This is a genomic window from Bittarella massiliensis (ex Durand et al. 2017), from assembly GCF_001486165.1.
GTDB classification, from domain to species: domain Bacteria; phylum Bacillota; class Clostridia; order Oscillospirales; family Ruminococcaceae; genus Bittarella; species Bittarella massiliensis.
The window spans coordinates 306,974-330,417 of the sequence record NZ_LN908976.1 but is presented as its reverse complement, the minus strand read 5'-3'; the positions used below and the strand labels follow the sequence as shown (position 1 = coordinate 330,417).

The following is a 23,444-nucleotide window of genomic DNA, read 5'->3' as shown; positions in this document are numbered from 1 at the left end:
TCGTTGACCGCCGTCAAGCTGGCCGCCCTCTACCGGGTGTGGGAACCGGCCCTGGGGGCGCGATTTTATCGTTTTTCGGGCGGAGGGGCCCTCTGCACCCTGGGGGAACAGGCGACGGTCTGTCTGGCGGATGCCGGGCAGTGGCCCCAGGCGGAGGAGTTCCTCCGCTTTTGCGGGGTGCGCCGCTACCTGGTCGACCTGCCTGTCGGGGGGGAGGAGCGGCGGGTGCTCGCGCGGAGGGGCGACCCGCCGCCGAGGGCCCGCCCCTGGCCGAGGTATCGGCCCTGCTGGCCCGGTGGGACGCGGCCTTTGGCGGCCCCGCCTTCTACGGCGAACTGTCCCACCGGCTGCGCCACGGGGCCGCCCTGCTGGCGGGGGTGCGGGCGGACGGGGCGCTGCGGGCCACCGCCGGGGTCTACGCCCTGGACCCCGTCTCCCGCCAAGGGGTGATCGAGCAGGTCTACACCCAGCCGCAGTACCGGGGCCGGGGCTTGGCTGCCCGGGCGCTGGCCGATCTGCGGGCCGCCCTGCCCGGCTACCGGCTGCTCCTCTGCTGTGCGCCGGAGCGGGTGTCGTTTTATCAATCCCAGGGCTTCACGCCCTGTCAAAGTACATGGGAGGGAATCATACAGTGACAGCATTTTTCCATTTTTCCGAGCGGGTCGAGGTCCTTGCAGAGGCCGCCGAAAAGCGGTGCCGGGGGGCCTTTGACCGCATCGAGGAGATACAGGCCTACAACCAGCAGAAGATCCTCCACGCCTTTCAGGAGCAGCGCATCGGCGGCTCCCACCTGACCGACACCACCGGCTACGGTTACGACGACCGGGGCCGGGACGCCCTGGACCAGGTCTTTGCCACCGCCGTGGGGGCGGAAGACGCCCTCTTTCGCGCCGGCTTTGCCTCGGGCACCCACGCCATCACCGTCGCCCTCTTCGGGGTGCTGCGCCCCGGCGACGTGATGCTCTCGGTCTCCGGCAAGCCCTACGACACCTTGGAAGAGGTCATCGGCCTGCGGGGGGAGGACAACGGCTCCCTGAAGGACTTTGGGGTGGAGTACCGCCAGCTGGAACTGCGGGAGGACGGCCGCTTCGACCTGCCCGCCATCGCCGCGGCCTGCAGGGGGGTCAAGCTCTGCTACATACAGCGCTCCCGCGGGTACAGCCTGCGTCCCTCCTTCACGGTGGAGGAGATCGCGGAGGTCTGCCGCGCCGCCAAAGAGGCCAACCCCGACTGCATCGTCATGGTGGACAACTGCTACGGCGAGTTCTCCCAGAAGGTCGAGCCGGTGCAGGTGGGGGCCGACATCATGATGGGCTCCCTCATCAAAAACGCCGGCGGGGGGATCGCCCAGTCGGGCGGCTATATCGCCGGCCGCCACGACCTGGTGGAGCTCTGCGCCTACCGGCTCACCTCCCCGGGGACAGGGCGGGAGCTGGGCTGCTCCCTGGGGCAGAACCGCGCCCTCTACATGGGGCTGTTTCACGCCCCCACCGTCACCGGCGAGGCCATGAAGGTCTCCTGCTTTGCAAACGCCCTCTTCGAGGAGCTGGGCTACCAGGTCTACCCGGCGGTGGACGACACCCGGGCCGACATCATCTCGGCCATCTGCCTGCAGGACAAAGAGCGGCTCTGCGCCTTCTGCCGGGGCATTCAGGCCGGGGCGCCGGTGGACTCCTTTGTCACCCCCGAGCCCTGCCCCATGCCCGGGTACGAGGATGAGGTGATCATGGCGGCGGGGGCCTTCACCATGGGCTCCTCCATCGAGCTGTCGGCCGACGCCCCCATCCGCGAGCCCTTTGCCGTCTGGTTCCAGGGCGGGCTCAACTACGCCACCGGGAAGATCGGCATACTCAAGGCAGCGGAAGAGGTGCTGAAAGTCAATGGGCAAACCGCCTAAGGTTGTGGCCGATGTGGAAAGGGCTTTGGGCAGAATCTGAAAACGCACAAATTTCCTAAAAAAATTACAAAAACCCCTTGCCAAAGCCGGGCGAGCGCGCTATAATAACAAACGTACTCGCGGATGTGGCGGAATTGGCAGACGCGCTAGATTCAGGTTCTAGTGGTAGCAATACTGTATGGGTTCAAGTCCCTTCATCCGCACCAAAAGAGAAGCCTCAGAAATCGCATTGTTAAGCGGTTTCCGGGGCTTTTCCTTTTTGTGTATGACAGGCGTTTTCTGTTTCATTGGTTCACGCTTGAACTCGACGACTTTTGACGACTTTTGAACGGGGTTTTCGATTGCCGCCCTCAGGTCTTCCCTCCATAAATGGGCGCAGTGTTTTTGGGGGACACGTTGCTGCTTTGTCCCATCAGTCGGGCGATTGCCATGTCATCTGCCCCTCTTGAAATAGGTTGAAGAGGGATGTCGCATTTTATTGAAGGTGGGGGGGAGACCAGCCTTACCCTGTACTCTCATCACCCGCCGACTGCGTTTTGGGCCCAGGCATTGGATCCCTGGTTGGAAGTCACCTGTTCGGCTGCCCCCGGCAACCAAAGTGGAGGGAGTCGTCCAGCCGGATAGGGGAGAGTGCCATGGCCTTTTCCTCTATACAAATAGGGCTTCCGTTCTTTAAAACGGGCTGCAGCTGACAGAACGGGCCTTTGTTTCCGTCTGCACTCTGTATCTGTCTTGACTTCGCCCTCGCCCTCTTGCGGGTGGAAGGCCCCCGGTCCCAGCGCCTGCGAGCGCGGGGAGAGGGGCGCACATTCCGCCGGGGTGGGATTTTGCGCAGGGAGAGGGGGCTTTCTCCCGCCCTGGCGTTTAAAAAGTGGAGAGACCGTCCACCTGCTAAAGACGACGGGACGGCAGGAAAACAAAAGAGGGGGAGCCCATCCCGTGGGCTCCCCCTCTTTTGTTTGGTTACTTTGCCTAGTTTTTCCCTTTGCGCCGGAAGAGCCCGCCCAATTTTTTGGCCAGGGAGCCGCCGCCGGCTCCCTTTTTCAGCTCTTCAGCCGCCTGGCTGCTGCCGTTGTCGGCGGCCTTTTGCAGCCAGTACTGGGCCCACTGCTGGCTGTCCGGCTGAGACGCCTCATCCCGGTACCACAGCCCCAGCCAGAGCATGGCCTCCTCGTCGCCGTCCTCCGCCGCCCGGGTGTAGAGTTCGGCGGCCTTCTGCCGGTCCACCGGCACCCCGACGCCCTGGGTGTAACAGCGGGCCAGGTCGGTCACTGCGGGGGAGAAGCCCATCTCCATCGAGCGGGTGTAGCAGGCCACCGCCTGTGCGGGGTCGCGCTCGACCCCCAGCCCGTCGCGGTAGCAGTCCCCCAGCAGGTCGATGGCGCGAGAACTGCCGTTGTCGGCGGCCTTTTGCAGCCAGGGAATGGCCTGGGCCGGGTCCCTGGCCACCCCGATGCCCCGCAGGTAGCAGTACCCCAGGTTGCACTGGGCGGCCACGCTCCCCAGGTCGGCGGCTTGGCGGTAGTACTCCGCCGCTTTGGCCTTGTCCATCTGCACGCCCCGCCCGTTTTCATAGCAGAGTCCCAGGTCGCAGACAGCGGTGGCGTACCCCTGGTCGGCTGCCTGGCGGTAGAGTTCCACCGCCTTGCCCTTGTCCACGGCGACGCCGTCCCCGTTGAGGTAGCAGTCCCCCAGCAGGTCGAGGGCGCGGGGATAGCCGCGGCCGGCTGCCCGCTCCAGCCAGAGGACGGCCTCGGCGGCGTTCGCCTCGCAGCCGAGGCCCCGCAGGTAGCAAAAACCCGCGTTGGTCTGGGCGGCCAGGTTGCCCAGCTCCCCGCTCTGCAGGTAGAGCTGCAGGGCCCGGGTCTTGTCCATCTCCACCCCGGTGCCGTTTTCATAGCAAAGGCCCAGGTCGCACAGGGCCACCGAGTAGTTTCGCTCTGCCGCCTGGCGGTAGTAGTCGGCGCCCCTCTGTTCGTCCTTTTCCACCCCGTCGCCGTAGAGGTAGCAGTCCCCCAACAGGTCGAGGGCACGGGGGTGGCCCTGCTCTGCCGCCTGCTCCAGCCAGGGGATGGCCTTGGCGGCGTCCGTCTCGCAGCCGATGCCCCGCAGGTAGCAGTAGCCCAGGTTGCACTGGGCGGCGGCGTTGCCGAGTTCGCCCGAGCGGGTGTAGTACTCCACCGCCTTGGCCTCGTCCTTTTCCACCCCGTCGCCCATCTCGTAGCACAGCCCCAGATCGCAGAGGGCGGGGGCGTAGTTCATCTCCGCGGCCTGGGCGTAGCGGCTTGCCGCCTCGGCGGCGTCCTGTGCCACCCCTCTGCCGTCGCGGTAGCAGCCGGCCAGCAGGGCGATGGCCCGGGGATAGCCGTCCTGGGCCGCCTTCTCCAACCACTCGACGGCCTTTTGCTCGTCCACCTCGCAGCCAATGCCCTCCAGATAGCAGTAGCCCAGGTTGCACTGGGCGGGTACATAGCCCCGCTCGGCGGCCTGCAGGTAGTAGGAGACCGCCTGGGCCTTGTCCATCTCCACCCCGTCGCCGTTTTCATAGCAGAGCCCCAGGTCGCACAGGGCGGTCAGGTAGCCCAGATCGGCGGCCTTGCGGTAGCAGGCCACCCCCTGCGCGGGGTCCTTTTCCACCCCGTCGCCGTAGAGATAGCAGTCCCCCAACAGGTCGAGGGCGCGGGGATAGTCCTGCTCGGCGGCCTTCTGCAGCCAGGGGACGGCCTTGGCGGCGTCCGCCTCGCAGCCGATGCCCCGCAGATAGCAGTAGCCCAGGTTGCACTGGGACGGGGCGTGCCCCAGTTCCCCCGCCTTGGTGTAGAGTTCGACGGCCCGGGGCTGGTCCTGCTCCACCCCTTCGCCCATCTCGTAGCAGAGCCCCAGGTCGCAGAGGGAGGGGGGATAGTCCAGCGCGCTGGCCTTTTCAAAGTAGCCGGCGGCCCGCGCCAAGTCCTGCTCGACGCCGTTTCCATCCCGGTAGCAGCTCCCCAGCAGCCCCAGGGCGCGGGGGTGTTCCTGCTCGGCGGCCTTTTCCAGCCAGGGGATGGCGGCCTGGGGGTCTGCCTCGCAGCCCACCCCCACCAGGTAGCAGAAAGCCAGGTTGCACTGGCCGGGGGCGTACCCCTGCTCGGCCGACTTTAGGTACTCGGCCACCGCGGCTTCGGCGTCCTTCTCCATCCCCAGGCCCAGCTCCAGGCAGAGCCCCAGGTTGTAGTTGGCGGGGGGGTGCCCCTGCTGGGCGGCCTGACGGTAGCACTCCGCCGCCTGGACCTGGTCCTCCTCCATCCCGATGCCGTGGAAGTGGCAGTCCCCCAGGATGTTCAGCGCCCGGGGAAAGCCCTGGTCGGCGGCCTTTTGCAGCCACTGCACCGCGGCGGCCTCGTCCTTTTCCACCCCGATCTCGTTGAGGTAGCAGACGGCCAGGTTGCACTGGGCGGGGGCGTAGTCCTGGTCGGCGGCCCGCCGGTAGAGCTGGGCGGCGTGGACCTTGTCCATCTCCACCCCGGTGCCGAACTCATAGCAGAGCCCCAGGTCGCAGACGGCGGGGGCATACTCCTGCTCCGCCGCCATCTGGTAGAGGCGCACGGCCTGCTCCTCGTCCTTCTCCACCTGTCCGCCGGCCTCGTAAAAGCCGCCCAGGATGCTCTGGGCGCGGGGGTTTTCCTGGGCCACGGCCCGCTCCAGCCACTCCATCCCCAGGGCGTCGTCCTTCTCCACCCCGATGCCGTTGAAGTAGCAGACAGCCAGGTTGCACTGGGCGGGAGCATAGTCCTGGTCGGCGGCCAACTGGTAGAGGCGCACGGCCTGTTCCTCGTCCTTCTCCACATGGGCGCCGTTTTCAAAAAAGCTGCCCAGAATGGTCTGGGCCCGGGGGTGGTTTTGGGAGACCGACTTTTCCAGCCACTCCATCCCCAGGGCGTCGTCCTTCTCCACCCCGATGCCGTTGAAGTAGCAGACGGCCAGGTTGCACTGGGCGGGGGCATAGTCCTGGTCGGCGGCCTGGCGGTACCACTCGGCCGCGGCCCTGGGGTCGCGCTCGGTGCCGTCGGCGTTTTCATAGCAGAGCCCCAACTCGCACTGGGCCGAACAGCTGTCCTGCTCGGCGGCCTGGGTGAGGAGTTCCAGCCCCTTTTTCTCGTCCTTCTCCACGCCGCGGCCCTCGAAATAGCAGCGGGCCAGGGCCTCGATGGCCCGCAGGTCCCCCACCTCGGCGGCCTGGCTGAACCAGTAGACCGCCTTTTCAAAGTCGGCCTCCACCCCGTCGCCGCTGGCGTAGTGCTCGCCCAGGTCGTATTGGACCGAGGTGTCGCCCAGCTCCGCCTGCTCGAGCAGGGACTGAAAGTCCTCTTTGGACTGTTTCAGCTCCTTGGCCGCCCGCAACAGGTTCTGGGTGTCCACCAAGACGATGTTCTGGTCTTCAAACAGGTTGTCCCCGTTCTGTGTTGCCTCCATCTCTACCCATCCTCCTCTTCTTGTGCATTCGACAATCTTCTATTAAAGAATGGTACCAGCCGGGGCTGGTAAAGTCAATGCAATTGCCGCGATAAAGGGGGGGTAAACAAAAAAGTAGGGCCTGCCCATTTGGAGCAAACCCTGTTTGATTTTGTTATTTGGCCCAGAATTCCCGATAGGGCTTGTGAAAGTCGATCAAAATATCGTTTCGCTCACAGTGGTTGGCCCGCTCGGCAAGGGGGGGAGGGGTCATGTAGTCCCCATAGGTGGTCTTGAGGTACTCGTCATACCCAACAGGGGCGGGAAAGGACACCCCTTCAAAGGGCAGTTCCACCGTCGTTTCAAAAATTTCGCTAGAAAAGACAGCGGGCAGCGACCCTGTACTGTAGTCAGCAAGATATGTCCTTGTTTTTCCCTGAAGGTTTATCAGCTTGGAAAGGGCCTTCTGGGACCAGCGGAGATTCAGCCGATCCGGCACGAGTGCATGAACCATCTTTTTGCATTTCCCCACCAAACTGGGCTCCCTTTTGAGGGTGTGCACGTGGAGGTATTTCTCACAGAGCAACTGGTAGCGCTTCATCAGGCGGTGATAGGCGGGCCACTGGGACTTGTCATCGGGCAGCGCAAATAGAGGGAAGATGTCGATGCAGATGCCGTTGTCCGAAGGGAGGTCTAGGCGCTCGCGTATATTGCAGGTGGTCCCCTTTAAACCGATGCGGTGCCAGAAGATATAGTTGTACTTGTTTTGGCTGCGGCTGAGGTAGTAAAACTCCTCTCCCAAATCCCGCCGGCAAGCTTCTTCAAAGCGGAGCATGTCCTCGATGCTCATGCAGACGTCCACGTCGTCGTCCCAGGGGATAAATCCCTGGTGGCGCACAGCCCCCAACAGCGACCCCCAGGCCAGGTAGTAGGTGATGTCGTTTTTTTTACAGATGCGGTCCATCTCTTTTAGTACTTGCAGCTGAGTTAGCTGCAGCTCACGAAATGTTTCCATACAATCCCCCGATGGTTTAGGTAAACCAATCCATTCTGCTATAAAATGGACCGGCGCCGGCGATTTTTGCGGCCTGATCTCCCATATTTCCCCCGAAAGAAAAGGTTTAGGTTTTCATTCAGGGAACAAATCGATTTGTTTCAGTATAACAAGGATTTACAGACAGAACAAGATGGACGACTAAATTTGTCGAATAGGGAGCGATTTTTCGGCTGATTCATTGCCTCCGCGGTGCGTGTGAGACAGAAAAGAGGCAGCGCCCTTCCTCTTTCCTCCCCTTTGCGGTATAATAAAGGTGTTTTCAAAAAGGCGATCTCGCCAAAAAGAGGGGGAGCACCGTGAAGAAAAATCGCTGGGTCGGCGCACTGCTGGCCCTCTGTCTGTTGCTGGGCACCTTGCTGACCGGCTGCGGCAGGGACAAGGAGTACCAGTACAACTTTGACAACGGCTGTATCAAGGCCCAGTACGACGAGAGCTACTGGGAATACCTGGACGCCGGCAAAAGTGGGGACTACTACGAACTGCTGTTTTACGAAAAGGGGCTGGACGAGGAGGACACCTACGAGGAGGGCAACCTGGTTGTCGTTTACTACACCGACCGCCTCTCCGTCGACGAGGAGGATTATGTCGATGAGACCAAGGCGGACGAGAGGGACGACGGCTATACCGTCAGCCGGGAGAGCCACCGCAGCGGCAGTGTGAACGGCGCCTCCACCAGCACCTACAAGTACCGCCTGAACGGCGGTGTCGAGCGCACCATCATCTTCCACAGGGATGAGGCGGGCGGCCTCATCATCGACGTCTGGATGGGCGCCCCCGACCGGGCGGTGGGGGACGAGGACCTGGTCAACAGCATCCGCAAATACGGCCCCCTGTCCGACTACGAGTGGAGCTTTGGGGGCCAGACCGCCCCCGGTGGAAACTCCTCTTCCGGGAGCGGCAGCCAGTCCTCCGGCTCGGAAAGCAGCGCCCCCAAACCGGCGGACGGGTTTACCTATCTCTCGCAAATCACCCTGCAGGCCGACGGCAAGTCCCTGGGCGTCTACTGCCTCAAGGACGAGGACATCTACCTCAACGGCGACTACGCCTCCACCTCGGCCGCCGGCATCGAGCTCACCACCTACCTCTTCACCAGCAGCGGCGCGGGGGCCGACACCCCCAAAGAGCGGGTGGATGCAGATGTGAAGGGGACCCTGGCGGTCAAGGGTTCGCTTGACTTTTACAGCGATGTCGCCGCCGAGGAGCTGCTCACCGGCGACGGCTGGGCCCTGCAGCAGGTCAACTTCAACTATGTCGGGTTCGATGGGGAGAAGTACCCGGGTTTTGTCATCCACAAGGTGGACCGGGTGGGGACAGACACCTTTTTGAGCATCGAGGTGGAAATCAACAGCTACGACGCAGAGACCACCACCCGTCCCGCTTTTGAGGAGGTCTGCAAGGCCTTTGGCATCCACTTTGACTTTGGCGACTAGGCGGGCCGATTCATAAAATCGGTTGCAGACAAAAAGAGAGAGGCCATTTGGCCTCTCTCTTTTTACTCGTCTGCCTCGTTTCACCCCAGCAGCTCCCACAGCGCCGCGGGCAGCGGCAGGTCCCCTTGGGGGATCTTGTCCCAGGAAAAGAGTGGGACAAGGTTCTGCACGCGCACCGGTTCCGGTCGTTCCAGCAGCCCGCAGAGCCAGCCCAGCAGCCCCAGCAGCGGTTCGGGGCCCGGCAGCCGGTGGCGGATGGACCCCAGGTCCAGGTCCCCGTCCCGCTTGGAGAGGCGCCGCCCGTCCGGCGCGGTGAGGAGGGGGATGTGGGCAAAGGTGGGGGCGGGCAGCCCCAACAGACGGTGGAGGTAGAGCTGCCGCGGGGTGGAGGAGAGCAGGTCCGCCCCCCGCACCACCTGGGTCACCCCCATGGCCGCGTCGTCCACCACCACCGCCAGCTGGTAGGCAAACACCCCGTCGGAGCGGCGGATCAAAAAGTCGCCGCACTCCCGCTGCAGGTTTTCTGAGTAGGGGCCCAGGTGCCGGTCGACAAAGGAGACCGTCTCGTCCGGCACCCGCAGCCGCAGGGCAGGGGGGCGCTGCCGCCGCCGCTGGATGACCTCCTGGGCGGTCAGGTCCCGGCAGGTGCCGGGGTAGAGCACCCGCCCGTCCGAGAGGTGGGGCGCCTGGGCCGCGTGGAGCTGGGCGCGGCTGCAAAAGCAGGGGTAGACAAGCCCCTGCTCCTCCAACCTGGCCAGGGCGGCTTGGTACAGGGCGGTGCGCTCGCTCTGGTAATAGGGCCCATCCGGCCCGCCGGAGGAGCCGCCCTCATCCCAGAAAAGGCCCAGCCAGCGCAGGTCGTCCTCCAGCAAGTCGGCGTATGACCGGGGGCTGCGCATGGCGTCCAGGTCCTCGATGCGCAGCACCACCCGGCCCCCCTCGGCCCTGGCCGACAGCCAGGCCAGCAGGGCGCACAGCAGGTTGCCCAGGTGCATCCGCCCGCTGGGGGTGGGGGCAAACCGCCCCTTGACCGCCCCTTTCTCCATCTGTCATCCCCCTTTTGCGCTGCGCGTCTCTGGGGGTATTGTACCACCGCTCAGGGCCGCTGAAAAGGGGGGACTTGCCGCAGGGCGTTCAGAGTCCCGCCTGGCCGAGGGTGGCCTTGAGATGGGCGGCGCACTGCTGCAACTGGTCTCGCTCCCCCGACTGCAGGGGGACCTCGATGACCTGCTCCACCCCGTTTTTGCCCAGGATGCTGGGCAGGCTTAGGGCCACCCCCGAGAGCCCGCAGGCCCCATTTTGCACGGTGGAGAGGGGGAGGATGCAGCGCTCGTCCAGCAGGATCCCCTTGACCACCCGGGCCACGCTGGCGGCGATCCCGGCGCTGGTGTAGCCCTTGCGGGTGATGATTTCAAACCCGGCCGCCTTGGTCTTTTCCAGCAGCTCTTCCCGGTTCAAGGGGGCGGGGAGGTCAAAGGCGGTGTGCAGCTTGTCCACCGGCACCCCGGCCACGTCCACCAGCCCCCAGGGCACAAAGGCCCCGCCGCCGTGTTCGCCCAGCACATAGCCGTGCACGTTTTTGCCGTCCACATGGCAGCTGGCGGCGATCATCTGCCGCAGGCGGGCGGTGTCCAGCAGGGTGCCGGTGCCGATCACTCGCTCCCGCGGGTAGTCAAACTCGGCCTGGGCGCAGTAGGTGACGATGTCCACCGGGTTGGTGACGGCGATGAGGATGGCCTCGCGGGTGTAGCGGGTGATCTGGGCCATCACCTCGCGGGTGATCTGGGTGTTCTGCCCGGCCAATTTCAGCCGGTCGGGGGTCTCGCCGGGCTTGATGCTGGGCCCGGCGGTCATCACCACAATGCCCGCGTCGGCGCAGTCGGCGTAGTCCCCCGCGCGGACTTGTGCCCTGGCGGAATAGGCAAAGGCGGTGGTGTGGCTGGCGTCCAGGGCCTCGCCCGCGGCGCGGTCCCGATTTTGGTCGATGAGGACGATTTCCGAGAGCAGGTTGTCGCCCAGCAGGGCGCCCAGCACGGCGGCCCCCACCATTCCCGCCCCGACGATGACGGCCTTGTTTGGATTTTTCTCCACTTCGTTTCCCTCCTGTTTTTCGATAGATCCCTGTCAGGGCGGGAAGGTCTGCCCTCCCGCGGCCTGCGCGCCCGGGGGATTTTGTGACATCCTACAATCCGGCGCGCCATATTTGTGACAGGATATGAATAGTTATTTTCCCCAAAGGGTGGTAGTATATACTAAAATATGACTGGAATACGCTCTGCGATTCAGTAACATTCACAACATGGCCGGGGCTTCCGGCCAACGACTTGGAGGGAAGACAACCATGAAAAACTATCGACCGGAGCAGATCAAAAACGTCGCTGTACTGGGCCACGGCAACGCGGGCAAGACCACCTTGGTGGAGGCCCTGCTGTGGAAAGCCGGCGCCAGCGACCGGCTGGGCCGGGTGGACGACGGCACCTCCTTAAGCGATTATTCCGACGAGGAGTTGAGCCGCAAGACCTCGGTCTTTTCATCGGTTTTGCCCTTTTCCTGCGCCGTGGAGGAGGAGGAGTACAAGTTCAACCTCATCGACGCCCCGGGCCTCTTTGACTACGAGATGGGCCAGTACGAGGCGCTGATGGCCTGTGAGAGCGTCCTCATCGCCGTGTCCGGCAAGTCCGGCGTCTCGGTGGGCACCGAGAAGGCCTACAAGATGGCGGTGAAAAACCAAAAGTCCAGCATCTTCTTTGTCTCCAAGATGGACCGCCCCCACGCCGATTTCTACAAGGTGCTCGAGGAGCTCAAGACCCACTTCGGCCCCTCGGTCTGCCCGGTGGTGGTCCCCTACAAGGACGGCGAGAAAAACGGCTACATCGACCTGATTTCCGGCCAGGCCTACCAGTACGACGACAAGGGCGCCCCCTCCAAGGTGCCCATGCCCGACCTGGAACACCGGGTCGACGGCCTGCGGGAGGCCATGAGCGAGGCGGTGGCCGAGGCCGACGAGGAGCTGTTTGAGAAGTTTTTCTCCGGCGAGGAGTTCACCGAGAAGGAGCTCATCCGCGGCATCAAAAAGGGCGTCAAGGCCGGCAGCATCACCCCGGTGGTCTGCGGCAGCGCCCTGATGATGGAGGGGATTGACCTGGCCCTTGAGATGATGGCCGAACTGCTCCCCACCGCCGCCGACGCGGCCCCCACCGCGGCCGAGAACGAGGCGGGCGACCTGGCCGAACTGCCCTGCGACCCCGCGGGCGACCTGGCGGCCCTGGTCTTTAAGACGGTCAACGACCCCTTTGTGGGGCGGCTCTCCTTCGTCAAGGTGTTCAGCGGCACCCTGCTGCCCGAGACAAAACTCTACAACGCCACCCAGCAAAAGGGCGAAAAGATGGGCAAGATGGTCTCCCTCTTCGGCAAAAAGCAGAGCGAGGTCAAGGCCATCGCCGCCGGGGATATCGGCGCGGTGACCAAGCTTTCAGGGGTCCTCACCGGCGACACCCTCTGCGCCGAGGGCAAGGTCTACAAGCTCGACCGGCCCGCCTTCCCCACGCCCACCCTCTCGATGGCGGTGCACCCCCTCGACAAGGGGGATGAGTCGAAGATCGGCCAGGGCATCCTCCGCCTTTGCGAGGAGGACCCGACCCTCCACTTCGCCACCGACCGGGAGACCAAGGAGCAGGTCCTCACCGGCCTGGGCGAGCAGCACCTGGACGTGGTGATCGCCCGCCTGAAGGCCCGTTACGGGGTGGACGCCAAGCTGGAGGTGCCGATGGTCGCCTACCGCGAGCGGATCAACAAGAAGGTCAAGGTAGAGGGGAAATACAAAAAGCAGACCGGCGGCCACGGCCAGTACGGCCACGTCTGGATCGAATTTGAGCCCTGCGACAGCGAAGAACTGGTCTTTGAGGAGAACGTCTTTGGCGGCGCGGTGCCCAGAAACTACTTCCCCGCCGTGGAAAAGGGGTTGCAGGAGGCCGTTCGCCACGGCGTCATCGCCGGGTACCCGGTGGTGGGCCTCAAGGCCACTCTCCTCGACGGCTCCTACCACCCGGTGGACTCCTCCGAGTTGGCCTTTAAGACCGCCGCTTCCCTGGCCTACAAAGAGGGGATGAAGCAGGGGGCCCCCTCCCTGCTCGAGCCCATCGGCACCCTCAAGGCCTACCTGCCCGAGAGCTATACCGGCGACATCATGGGTGAGATCAACAAGCGCCGCGGCCGGGTGCTGGGCATGAACCCGGCAGAGGACGGCCTGCAGGAGATCGTGGCCGACGTGCCCATGGCCCAGATGGCCGACTTCTCCACCGTCATGCGCTCCATGACCCAGGGCCGGGGCAGCTTTACCTATGCCTTTGCCCGCTATGAGCCCCTTCCTCCCCAGTTGGAGGAGAAGGTGGTGGAAGAGGCCAAGAAGTTCTTCCAAAAGGGCGAGTAGTCGTATACACAAGACCCTGTTTGAACCGTTTCAAGAGAGCAGACCGGTGCGGCCGGTCTGCTCTCTTTTTTCCCTTGCAGCCGGTGGTGCCAAAAGGACCAAAGGGTGCCCGCCGCCGGGTGGGGGATGCTGCGCACTCGAAGGGGGGGGGACACCTTCGAGCGCCGGGCTGCGCCGTCGGGCGGGGATGGGGAGAGGGAGAGGGGCTGCGACCGGCTGCAAAAGGGACTCATCATCGGAGATTTGAGACGCCCTCCCGCTGAGAGGTGGTGGCCGCTCTGCCCCCCTTTGCCCAGGGACGACCCGACAGGTGAGGAGAGCCGCCATCTTTTCCCCGCAAAAAGGCCAGGCAGGCGCGGTGTGGCCGGCGGTTGGCGGGGGGCACAGCGCCAATCGATTGCGAGAGGGGGAAGAAGGCCTCCCCAGCGGCGGAGAATCGCCGAGGAGGAGCGGGCCCATCTGCAAGAGAGCCTTTTTCTTTTTTCTCTTTTTCCCCCTCCATGGCGGAAGGGCGTTCCTCCCGGGAGAAAAGGCCGTCGTCCTCTCCTGCAGCCTAAAGGGGCGTGCGTGCGGCGGGTGCTTTCCGCGGCGGTTTGGCCGCTTTGCGCCGCCAGGTCGGGTGTGGGTTGGTGGGGCGGATGGGGAAACAGGCCGCCCTGTCGGCGGAGCGGTCAGGACCGCTGCCGAGGGCCGGGGACAGGGCAGCCCCGGCCCCTTTGCCGGCCTGCGGCGGGTCGGACGGATGTCCTTGTAAACGGCCGGTTTCGCGCTATACTGAAAGGCAGGAGACACCCCCACGCCAACACGAGAAGGAGGTTTTCCCCCGTGGAGAAGAGAAAGGTCATTTTGGATGTGGACACCGGTTCGGACGACGCCATCGCCCTCATCTGTGCCCTGGCCAACCCCGATTTTGAGGTGTTGGGCATCACCACCGTCAACGGCAACCGGGCGGTCCCCATCACCACCGAGAACACCCTGCGCATCAGCGAGCTGATGGGGGGCAAGGTGCCGGTCTACCGGGGCTGCGCCCTGCCCTGGGTCAGTGTGATGATGGGGCTGCGCCCCTACATCCCCCAGTACGAGCCGGCCGACCCGGCCTATGCCGGCATCCACCGCACCTATATCGAGCAGTGCCCGCCCGCCACCATCCGCGAGGAGGAGACCCCGGCGGTGGTCTGGCTGATCCAGACCCTGATGGCCGCCGAGGACGGGGAGATCACCCTCATCCCCCTGGGGCCGATGACCAACATCGCCTATGCCCTGCGCATCGAGCCCCGCATCGCCCCCAAAATTGGGGAGATCGTCTACATGGGCGGCGGCTACAAAATCGGCAATGAGACGGCCGCCGCCGAGTTCAACGTCTGGGTCGACCCCGAGTCGCTGCAGGCCGTGCTGGATGAAAACATCCCCTTCACCTTCATCCCCCTGGACGCCACCCACCAGGCCTACCTCACCGAGGAGGACGCCCAGCGGCTGCGGCGGGTCGGCACCCGCCCCGCCCAGGTGGCAGCCGACCTGGTGAGCCAGCGCATCCGGGGGTACAGCACCTGGCAGAAGGTGGCCGAGGAGCCGGCCGCCCCCATCCACGACCCCCTCTGCGTGGCTTACCTGGTGGACCCGGCGGTCATCACCGAGTTGATCCCCGCCCACTGCCAGGTGGACTGCGGCCGGGGCGCAGCCTATGGGCAGACCATCTTCGACATCAAAAACGGGCGGCTGGGGGCCAAAGCCCCCAACTGCAAGGTGGCCCTGGGGGCCGACCGCGTCCGCTTCGCCCAAATTTTGGAGGAGCTGTTGGAGCACACCCGCTGACCCCCCGCGCGCGCCCAGCGGCCGCGCAGAAAACATAGAAACCGAGATCGCAAAAGGAGAGATGAACTGTGGAAAAGAGAAAGGTCATTTTGGACGTGGACACCGGTTCGGACGACGCCATCGCCCTGGTGGTGGCCATGGCCAACCCCGCTTTTGAGGTGCTGGGTATCACCACCGTCAACGGCAACCGGGCCGTCCCCATCACCACCGAAAACAGCCTGCGCATCAGCGAGCTGATGGGGGGCAAGGTGCCGGTCTTCCAGGGCTGCGCCCTGCCCTGGACCTCCTGCATGCTGGGGCTGCGCAAGAATTACCCCCAGTACAAGGCGCCGGAAGAGGCCCTCTACAAAAACATCCACGGCACCTACATCGACCAGTGCCCCCCCGCCACCATCAAGGCCCAGCCCCAGAACGCCGTCAGCTGGCTGGTGGACACCCTGATGGCCGCTGAGGACGGGGAGATCACCCTCATCCCCCTGGGCCCCCTGACCAACATCGCCCACGCCGTGCGCATCGAACCCCGCATCATCCCCAAAATCAAGGAGATCGTCTACATGGGCGGCGGCTTCCGGGTGGGCAACAAGTCGGCCCTGGCCGAGTTCAACGTCTGGCTCGACCCCGAGGCCGCCCAGGCGGTGATCGACGCCAACATCCCCTTCACCTTCGTCACCCTGGACGCCACCCACGCCGCCTACCTGAACATGGAGGACGTGGCCCGCATCCGCGCGATCGGCACCAAGCCGGCCGAGGTGGTGGCCTCCCTCTGCGAGCAGCGCATCAAGGGGTACAGCACCTGGCAGAAGGTGGCCGAGGAGCCGGCTGCCCCCATCCACGACCCCCTCTGCGTGGCCTATCTGGTGGACCCCACCGTCATCACCGAGCTGGTGGACGCCCCCTGCGAGGTGGACTGCGGCCGCGGCAGCGCCTATGGCGTGACCATGTTCGACATCAAAAACGGCCGGATGGAGGCCAAAGAGCCCAACTGCAAGGTGGCCCTGGCCGCCGACCGGCAGAAGTACGTAGACATCCTCTGCCAGCTGCTGGAATACACCAAGTAATCAGAGCACGCTGTGAGAAAAGGGCCGCCCCGCCCACTGCTGGGGCGGCCCTTTTGCGGCCCCTTCCAAAAAGAGGGGGGCGGATTTGTGAAAAATCACCCCCTTTCAGAGCCGGTCCCCCCCTTTTTTTGAAAAACCGTTTTTGCTATACTTGTTGTGAACGCTGATACACAGCGCCGGCAGGACCGGCAGAGAGAGGGGGTCCCCGTTGGACAGCAGAGAGTTGGAGCGGCTTTTGGCCACCTGTCCCCAATCGGTGAAAAACCGGATGGAGCGCTGCCACTACGCCCAGGGGGAGTACATCATTCGCGCGGGCGAGACGGCCCGCTGGGTCTACCTTTTGGCCAAGGGGCGCATCCGGGTGTTTTACTACACCGGTGGCGGCGACCTGGTCATCAACTACCTGGGGCACAAAAACCGCACCATCTTCGGCGAGTCCGAGGTGCTGCAGGAGCTGCCCACCATCTTTTACAACGTCCAGGCAGAGACTGACTGCGACACCCTGCGCCTCTCGAAGGACGACTTCTGGCGCTGGCTGGAGAGGGACCACGCCTTCTGCATCTACCTCATCCGCTGGCAAAACCGCCGCAGCAGCGACGCCTCCCGCTTTGGGGTGATGGCGGCCCTGCTCCCCCTGCGGGTGCGCACCGCCGTCCTCATTCAGGAGAACCTGGCCCCCGACGGCCGGGTGAAGATCGACAAGACCACCCTGGCGGGGCTGCTGGCCACCAGCATGCGCAGCACCAACCGCATCGTCAAGACCCTGCGGGAAGAGGGGGTGCTGGCGGTGGACGGCGAAAACCTGCGGGTCCTCGACCCGGCGGCGCTGCAGGCCATCGTCGACATCCGGGCCGACTTCGAGCCCGACCAGGACTACACCGTCGGCCCCGACCCCGACGGGCTGGACGACTAGGGGCGTTTCATCGAAAAGACGGCCGAGCGCAGGAGGGCATCCCCCTCCTGCGCTCTCTCCTTTTCTCCTGCCCTCTGCCTGCCCTGTGTCCCCCTTTGCCCGGCATACCCGCCGCCCGGCACGCATACACTTGATAACAGAAATGAGACAGTGGGGAAGGCGGGGAACGGCGATGTTCGTTTGTATGATCAAGGCCAAAAAGCTGGCGCTGGGGGCGGGCTGTTTTGCCCTGGCCCTGCTCTGTACGGCGGGGGCGTTTCGCTATGCCGCCGACCGCAAACAGCTGGGGGAGGCCAGAGAGACCGCCACCCAGCAGGTGGGCTATTCGCTGGACGGCAAGACCGCCGAAAAGCGGCTGCAGTTTTTGGAGAGCGTGGGCCTGCAGGTGGAGTCGGAGCCCCTGGAGGTGGTGGAGGTGAAGGTCCCCTCCGCCTTTGACGACACCTATGCCGCCTACAACGAGCTGCAAAAGCAGGCGGGGTTCGACCTGAAGAAGTACGCGGGCAAGACCCTCAAGCGCTACCGCTACCAAAAGACCGCCGAGAAGGGGGCCCCGGCGGAGTACGTCCACCTCCTCCTCTACAAAAACACCATCGTCGGGGGCGACGTGACCCCTGCCGAGGCGGGGAGCGCCAGCGCCCCCCTGGTGCAAAAATAGCGGGCGTGCAGGCAGGGCGCGGGGCCGGGCAGGCCGCCGCCTCTCGCTGCAAACGGGCGGGACAGCCGGAAAAGAGGGCTGTCCCGCCCGCTTTTTGCGCCCCCACAGCGAAAAACCAAAAAAATTTTCAGAGGGGATAAATGCAGATTTAAAAAACAAATCGCCCAAAATAGAGCACGTTTTTTTGGTGAAAAGGGAGAATGCGGGAGACGGTGCAGGATGCAGGAAACCGGCTTTCAGCCGTCGCCCTCCCGGGGGGAGAAACGGGCGGAAATGGCTTTGCGGCGGGGAGAAAGGCGGTTGCAAAAGGATCTGGTTGTGGTATACTGATACCGCAAATCCGGGGCCGCGGCAGTGACGGCCCCGCAGCGGGAGGCAATTTTCATGAAGAAAAAAGCGACCGATTTTCTGTTGATGACCTTTGGCACCGTCCTGGTCTCGGTGGGGACCTACTTCTTTAAATTCCCCAACCACTTCTCCTTTGGCGGGGTCAGCGGCCTCTCGGTGGTGCTGGGGCAGGCGTTTCCCTTTCTCAGTCCCGGCGCCTGGAACACCATCTTCAGCCTTCTCTTTCTGGTGCTGGGCTTTGTCTTTCTCGACCGGGGGTTTGGCTTCAAGACCGTCTATTGCAGCCTGCTCTTCGCCGGGCTCACCCAGGGGCTTGAGTACATCTTCCCCCTGGCCGGGCCCCTGACGGACCAGAAGATGCTCGAACTCATCTTCGCCGCGGCCCTGCCGGCGGTGGGGTCGGCCATCCTCTTCAACATCGACGCCAGCTCGGGGGGCACCGACATCCTGGCCATGATCATGCGCAAGTTCACCCGGCTGAACATCGGCAAGGCCCTCCTCCTCAGCGACGCGGTCATCGCCCTCTCGGCCCTCTTTGTCTTTGACATTCAGACCGGCCTCTACTCCATCGTGGGCCTGGTGATGAAATCCTTCCTGGTGGACATGGTGATCGAGAACATCAACATGAAAAAGAGCTTCACCATCGTCACCACCCACCCGGAGGAGGTCTGCGAGTTCATCAACAAAAACCTCCACCGGGGGGCCACCATCTGGCAGGCCAAGGGGGCCTTTACCGACAAGCCCCACTGGGTCATCCTCTCGGTGATGAGCCGGATGCAGGCGGCCGCCCTGCGCAACTACGTCAAAAACGCCGACGCCCACGCCTTTATGCTCATCTCCAACGCCACCACCATCGTCGGCAAGGGCTTTCGGGAGATGTAGCGCGCCCCTTCACCAAAAAGAGCACCCGCCCCCCTGACGCCAGGGGAGGGGTGCTCTTTTTTGTGCCGGTCGCTATTCGGCGAACTGGGAGTTATAGAGTTCGGCGTAGATGCCGCCCTGTTCCAGCAGCCGGCGGTGGTTGCCCTGTTCGGCGATCCCCTCGGGGGTGAGGACCACGATCTCGTCGGCGTTTTTGATGGTGGAGAGCCGGTGGGCCACCACCAGGGTGGTCCGCCCCTGGGACAGCTCGCCCAGCGACTCCTGGATCAGGTGCTCGGTGGCGTTGTCCAGGGCGGAGGTGGCCTCGTCCAGGATGAGGATGGGCGGGTTTTTCAAAAAGACCCGGGCGATGGAGATGCGCTGTTTCTGCCCGCCCGAGAGGCGGACCCCCCGCTCGCCCACATAGGTGTCGTAGCCGTCGTCCAGGGAGAGGATGAAGTCGTGCAGGTTGGCCCGCTTGGCCGCCTCCACGATCTCCTCGTCGGTGGCCCCCAGCCTGCCGTAGGCGATGTTGTCGCGGATGGTGCCGGTGAAGAGGAAGATGTCCTGCTGGACGATGCCGATGTGTTCGCGCAGCGAGTGGCGGGTGTACTGGCGGATGTCCCGCCCGCCGATTTGGATCGAGCCGTCGTCCAGTTCGTAGAAGCGGGGCAGCAGGTGGCAGAGGGTGGTCTTGCCACCGCCCGAGGGGCCCACCAGGGCCAGGGTTTTGCCGCTGCCGATGTGCAGGTCGATGTCCCGCAGGATCTGGGTGTTGTTGTCGTATGAAAAGCGCACCCCCTCAAAGGCGATGTCGCCCCGGGCCTCCTCGTCGCCCATGGGGACGGCGCCGGGGTCGTCTCGCTCCTCGGGCTGGTCCATGATCTCGCAAAAGCGCTTGAAGCCGGTGATCCCCTCCTGGAACTGCTCGACAAAGGCCAGCAGCCGGCGGATGGGGTTTAGGAACATCGAGACGTAGAGCAGGTAGGCCACAAAGTCCCCCACGGTAATGGCCCCGGCAAAGAGGAAACAGGCCGCAGCGATGAGGACGGTGAAGTTGAGGGCGTCGGTGAAGAAGTTGGTGCTGGCCGAGAACTGGCCCATCACCTTGTAGGCGTCGGAGCGGGCCTCCACAAACTCCCCATTGCGGTGCTCGAACTTGCGGATCTCCCCCTCCTTGTTGGTGAAGGCCTTGGCCACCCGGATGCCGGAGATGCTGTTTTCCAGCTCGGCGTTGACCTCGCCAGTCTTTTCCCGGGTGACGCGGAAGGCGTGGTTCATCCGGGTGCGGAGTTTGGCCACCAGAAAGACGCCGACGGGCAGCAGGGCAAAGACGATGAGGGTCAGGGGGACGTTGATGCCGCAGAGGATGATGAAGGAACCCAGCAGCATGATCAGGGAGATGAACAGGTCCTCCGGCCCATGGTGGGCCAGCTCGGTCACCTCCATCAGGTCGTTGAGGATGCGGGACATGATGACGCCGGTCTTGTTCTCGTCAAAGTAGGAGAAGGGCAGCTTTTGCAGGTGGGTGAAGACGTCCTTTCGCATGTGGGCCTGAATGCGCACCCCCATCACGTGGCCGTAGTACTGGATGAAGTAATTGAGCCCGGCCTTGAGCAGGTAGATGCCCAGCAGCACCGAGGCCCAGACGATGATCAGCCGCAGGTTTTTGTTGGGCACGTAGTCCTGGATGATGCTGCGGGTGATCATGGGGTAGAAGAGATCGCAGACCGCCACCACCAGGGCACAGAGCATGTCCGCAAAAAAGAGCTTTTTCTGCGGTTTGTAATAGCCGATGAACTTCTTTAACATCTTGGCACTCCTCTTTTTAAAATGTCAATACAAAATTTATTATAAAAGCCGGGGTGGGGAAAAGCAACCGCTCCCGCGAGAACCGGCGATATGCCCCCGGATTTCCTGCTTTTTCTGTGCCTTTTGCCGGGGCGAGCAAAAGGGAAGAGCCCGGCGCAAACTTTGCGCCGGGCTCCTGGGGTGCTGGGTGGCTACTTTAAGAAATAGTGGATGGGGTAGTCCTCCGGGTTTTCTCTGGGCTCGTAGAAGGTGATGCCGTTGATTTTGGTCATGGGCCCAACGGCGATGGCCCGAATCTGGCTGGTGTCGATGGCCCAGTAGGGTCTGCCAAGGAAGACGGCATCATCGCCTCCTATACCAGCTGAAGAGCCGCTGGTGTTGAGAACGCGCACCGACCCATCATCCATGTAGTAGACAATTTCACTGGCCTCCCCCGCCGTGAAGTTTTCATCGTCAAAGTCGATTCCCTCATTGGCAGGGTCAAAGATAGCGTTTTCAGAAGGGGGAAGCAACACAACTTTCGCCGATAGGGGGGAGATGGAGATTTGGTGGAGGGTCCAAGTGTCACCTACTTTCACTGGTTTGTTGGGATAATAGGTATCAGTTTTGGTGAGCAGACTGTAATCCACCCGGAAAGAGGCCTGCCAGGTTTCGGCAATGTCGGGAGAGGCGGTTTGCCAGTCGATCCCCGCCTGCTGTAGACTATAGGGCTCTTCACGGAAAAAATCCTTTACCCGCACAGTGATGACCCGCCCGTCAATCGAGGTGACAGGGTTGATGAAGAGTGCGAAGTCCTGCACCGCCGCACCGCGCTGTTTGTCCCCCTGCGAGGTGTCGCCGACAGTCTGCCAGCCCCCCATCTGACATACTCTGTAGTCAGGGCTCACTCCATCCAGGAAGTACTCGATGGTGCGAAAACCGCCCTGCCACCCTCTGCCGTCTACGCTCTCGACCTGGCAGAGCACCTTGATCTCATTCTCGTCCCCAATCACCTGCTGAAAGGTGACGGCCACCCCGTCGTGTTCCACCCGGTAGTTGAGGTCTTTGCCGGTCTGGATCAGCTCCTCGCGGATGGTCTCGGGCGGGTTGTACTGCTCCACCAAAGGCTGGTTCCAGCGAAAGATCGCCGCCGCCAGGGCGGTCCCCGCTGCCGCCACACAGACGGCCGCGGCGATGAGCAGCCCCCGCTTCCAGCGCTTGGCGTGCTGCTTCTCTGCCTTTTTTACCCGCTCGGCCCGCCGCTGGGCCTTGTCCCAGATGGCGTCCAGGGGCGGCTCCTCTTCCTGCCGGATCAAGCGCGCCATCTCCTCCGCCGGGAGGAGGTCCATCCAATTAGACAGCTTCAATGTGATCGATCCCCCTTTCCGCCAGCTTCTTTTGCAGGGTCTTACGCCCCCGCAGCAGCCGGCTCTTGACGGTGTTTTCGTTGAGCCCCAGCAGTTGGGCGATCTCGTTCACCCGCTGGTAGAAGTAGTAGTGGCGAACGAGGATCTCCCGGTCCAGTTCCTCCAGTTCGTCCAGGGCCTCCCGCAGCAGTTGGGTCTGCTCCCTGGCCTCCAGTTGGGCGGCCGGGGTGTCCAGTTCGGGGTCTTGCACCCCCTCTTCTAGGGGAAGGCCGGGGGTAAAGCGTCGCAATTTATTCCTGGACAGGTTGCGGGCGGTGGCGGCCAGGTAGGCTTTCAGCCCTCCCGGGCGGCCGTCCAGCCGTTCGGCCACCCGCCAGAGGTTGGCGAAGGCGTCGGCCGCCACCTCCTCGACGTCCTCCTCGGCCATCCGCCCCCCCAGCACCGCCTTGACGATGGTGTAGACGTAGCCGCCGTACTGGTAGACCACTGCCTTTAGCGCTGTGGCGTCGCCCGCTTGCAGCCGGGCGACGAGCTCGCTCTCCTTCAAGACAGCTCCCTCCTTTCCAAAAGCTCTTCACCCTTCAATACACCGTCCGTCCGCATTTGGGTGCACCGTTTATGCCTTTTTTTGCCGGCTGCGCAAAAAAGAAAGGGCCAAACAGCCCGCTGCTGTTTGGCCCCAACGCGAAGGACACCGTCCCCGCCTTCAATAGACCACCGCCGCCTGCAAGATCACGTTGGGGTAGGGGGTGAACTCCCCGGTGCGCACGGCAAACTTGATCTGCTTGGACATCTCCTTTAAATCCACGTGGTCGATCATCTCGTGGCTGACCCCCGGCAGCTTTTCCTGAATGTAGGACCAGATCACCGGGTTGTGCTCGCCGATTTCTTTGGCCACGGTGTAGTGCTCCACCTCCACCTCGCCCAGGACCGCGTCCATCACCTGGCGGAAGGTGGGCACCCCGCCGCAGACCGCCAGATCCACCACCGGCACCCCCTTGGGGATGGGCATCCCCGCGTCGGTGACCATAAAGCACTCCTTGTGGGCCAGCCCGGCGAGATACCCCGCCAGTTGGGCGTTGAGAACTCCCTTTTTCTTCATGCCATCGCACTCCTTTCAGCCCGGCGGCAGGGAGGATGTCTCCCCTTTGTCGAACCGTTTTTTCACACCTTTGATTATAGCCGATTTGGCCGATTTGGCAACCGTTTTGTCCCAACAAATCCGGCGTTTCCGACGATTTTGGCGGCTTGGCCAAACCCGGCTGTCTCCGCCTGGGCAGATTGGCGCAAAAAATGAAAAAACGGCCCGTTTTGACAGGCCGTTTCGGGGCTGGGGGCTGCTCCCGATAGGGGATGGAAAATTGGGAGGAATGCCCAGGGGAGCCTGCCCCC

General features: G+C 63.6%; 17 protein-coding genes and 1 tRNA gene. 10 read left to right on the top strand and 8 right to left on the bottom strand.

The features are described from left to right. The first annotated feature begins 170 nt into the window (after positions 1-170). The 3 genes from BN3266_RS05050 (at position 171) to BN3266_RS05040 (ending at position 2,103) form a co-directional block, all read left to right on the top strand. Positions 171-635, top strand: a complete 465-nt coding sequence (locus BN3266_RS05050) for a GNAT family N-acetyltransferase (protein ID WP_059004289.1) — start codon at positions 171-173, stop codon at positions 633-635. Beyond that, entirely contained in the window at positions 632-1,897 is a 1,266-nt protein-coding gene (locus tag BN3266_RS05045; RefSeq protein ID WP_242861718.1) for a methionine gamma-lyase family protein, read from the top strand. The genes BN3266_RS05050 and BN3266_RS05045 overlap by 4 nt, the downstream gene beginning before the upstream one ends. A gap of 119 nt (positions 1,898-2,016) precedes the next feature. After that, a tRNA-Leu gene (locus BN3266_RS05040) sits at positions 2,017-2,103 on the top strand. 766 nt (positions 2,104-2,869) lie between these two features. Here the strand turns inward: BN3266_RS05040 and BN3266_RS13770 are convergent. Together BN3266_RS13770 and BN3266_RS05030 are read right to left on the bottom strand one after the other, a co-directional pair. Further along, positions 2,870-6,349: an SEL1-like repeat protein gene (locus tag BN3266_RS13770; RefSeq protein WP_059004285.1), complete on the bottom strand. Its 3,480-nt coding sequence runs from the start codon at positions 6,347-6,349 to the stop codon at positions 2,870-2,872. A 154-nt stretch (positions 6,350-6,503) separates the two neighbouring features. Further along, positions 6,504-7,343, bottom strand: a complete 840-nt coding sequence (locus BN3266_RS05030) for a LicD family protein (RefSeq protein WP_082671666.1) — start codon at positions 7,341-7,343, stop codon at positions 6,504-6,506. 338 nt (positions 7,344-7,681) lie between these two features. On the opposite strand from BN3266_RS05030, the gene BN3266_RS05025 reads away from it, so the two are divergent. After that, the gene (locus BN3266_RS05025) at positions 7,682-8,815 is read left to right on the top strand and encodes a hypothetical protein (protein WP_059004281.1); all 1,134 of its coding nucleotides are present in this window, start codon (positions 7,682-7,684) and stop codon (positions 8,813-8,815) included. Between the two features lie 80 nt (positions 8,816-8,895). Here BN3266_RS05025 and gluQRS read toward each other — a convergent pair whose 3' ends face one another. Beyond that, the gene (gene gluQRS / locus BN3266_RS05020; protein WP_059004278.1) at positions 8,896-9,861 is read right to left on the bottom strand and encodes a tRNA glutamyl-Q(34) synthetase GluQRS; all 966 of its coding nucleotides are present in this window, start codon (positions 9,859-9,861) and stop codon (positions 8,896-8,898) included. Between the two features lie 88 nt (positions 9,862-9,949). Further along, positions 9,950-10,906 (bottom strand): L-lactate dehydrogenase, encoded by a 957-nt coding sequence (locus BN3266_RS05015; RefSeq protein WP_075109683.1) that lies wholly within the window; start codon positions 10,904-10,906, stop codon positions 9,950-9,952. A gap of 250 nt (positions 10,907-11,156) precedes the next feature. On the opposite strand from BN3266_RS05015, the gene BN3266_RS05010 reads away from it, so the two are divergent. From BN3266_RS05010 to BN3266_RS04985, 6 genes are all read left to right on the top strand, one after another. Further along, entirely contained in the window at positions 11,157-13,244 is a 2,088-nt protein-coding gene (locus tag BN3266_RS05010; protein WP_059004276.1) for an elongation factor G, read from the top strand. A gap of 825 nt (positions 13,245-14,069) precedes the next feature. Beyond that, positions 14,070-15,056: a nucleoside hydrolase gene (locus BN3266_RS14225; RefSeq protein ID WP_059004274.1), complete on the top strand. Its 987-nt coding sequence runs from the start codon at positions 14,070-14,072 to the stop codon at positions 15,054-15,056. Positions 15,057-15,124: 68 nt separating this feature from the next. Continuing rightward, a complete protein-coding gene (locus tag BN3266_RS05000; RefSeq protein ID WP_059004273.1) occupies positions 15,125-16,114 on the top strand; it encodes a nucleoside hydrolase in 990 nt (329 codons plus the stop codon). A gap of 208 nt (positions 16,115-16,322) precedes the next feature. After that, on the top strand, positions 16,323-17,027 hold the full coding sequence (locus BN3266_RS04995) for a Crp/Fnr family transcriptional regulator (RefSeq protein ID WP_059004271.1): 705 nt from the start codon (positions 16,323-16,325) through the stop codon (positions 17,025-17,027). 172 nt (positions 17,028-17,199) lie between these two features. Further along, the gene (locus BN3266_RS04990; protein WP_195891605.1) at positions 17,200-17,685 is read left to right on the top strand and encodes a DUF4830 domain-containing protein; all 486 of its coding nucleotides are present in this window, start codon (positions 17,200-17,202) and stop codon (positions 17,683-17,685) included. A gap of 384 nt (positions 17,686-18,069) precedes the next feature. Continuing rightward, entirely contained in the window at positions 18,070-18,915 is an 846-nt protein-coding gene (locus tag BN3266_RS04985) for a YitT family protein (protein ID WP_021660184.1), read from the top strand. A gap of 72 nt (positions 18,916-18,987) precedes the next feature. On the opposite strand, the gene BN3266_RS04980 is transcribed toward BN3266_RS04985, so the two are convergent. From BN3266_RS04980 to rbsD, 4 genes are all read right to left on the bottom strand, one after another. After that, complete coding sequence (locus BN3266_RS04980; RefSeq protein WP_059004268.1) at positions 18,988-20,706, bottom strand: ABC transporter ATP-binding protein; 1,719 nt, start codon at positions 20,704-20,706, stop codon at positions 18,988-18,990. 191 nt (positions 20,707-20,897) lie between these two features. Continuing rightward, positions 20,898-22,052, bottom strand: coding sequence for a DUF4179 domain-containing protein (locus tag BN3266_RS04975; RefSeq protein WP_154668982.1), 1,155 nt, complete (start codon positions 22,050-22,052; stop codon positions 20,898-20,900). Further along, positions 22,039-22,599 (bottom strand): RNA polymerase sigma factor, encoded by a 561-nt coding sequence (locus tag BN3266_RS04970; protein WP_059004264.1) that lies wholly within the window; start codon positions 22,597-22,599, stop codon positions 22,039-22,041. Before BN3266_RS04970 ends, BN3266_RS04975 begins: the two co-directional genes overlap by 14 nt. Positions 22,600-22,758: 159 nt before the next feature. Continuing rightward, on the bottom strand, positions 22,759-23,154 hold the full coding sequence (gene rbsD / locus BN3266_RS04965) for a D-ribose pyranase (protein ID WP_059004262.1): 396 nt from the start codon (positions 23,152-23,154) through the stop codon (positions 22,759-22,761). Positions 23,155-23,444: the final 290 nt, after the last annotated feature.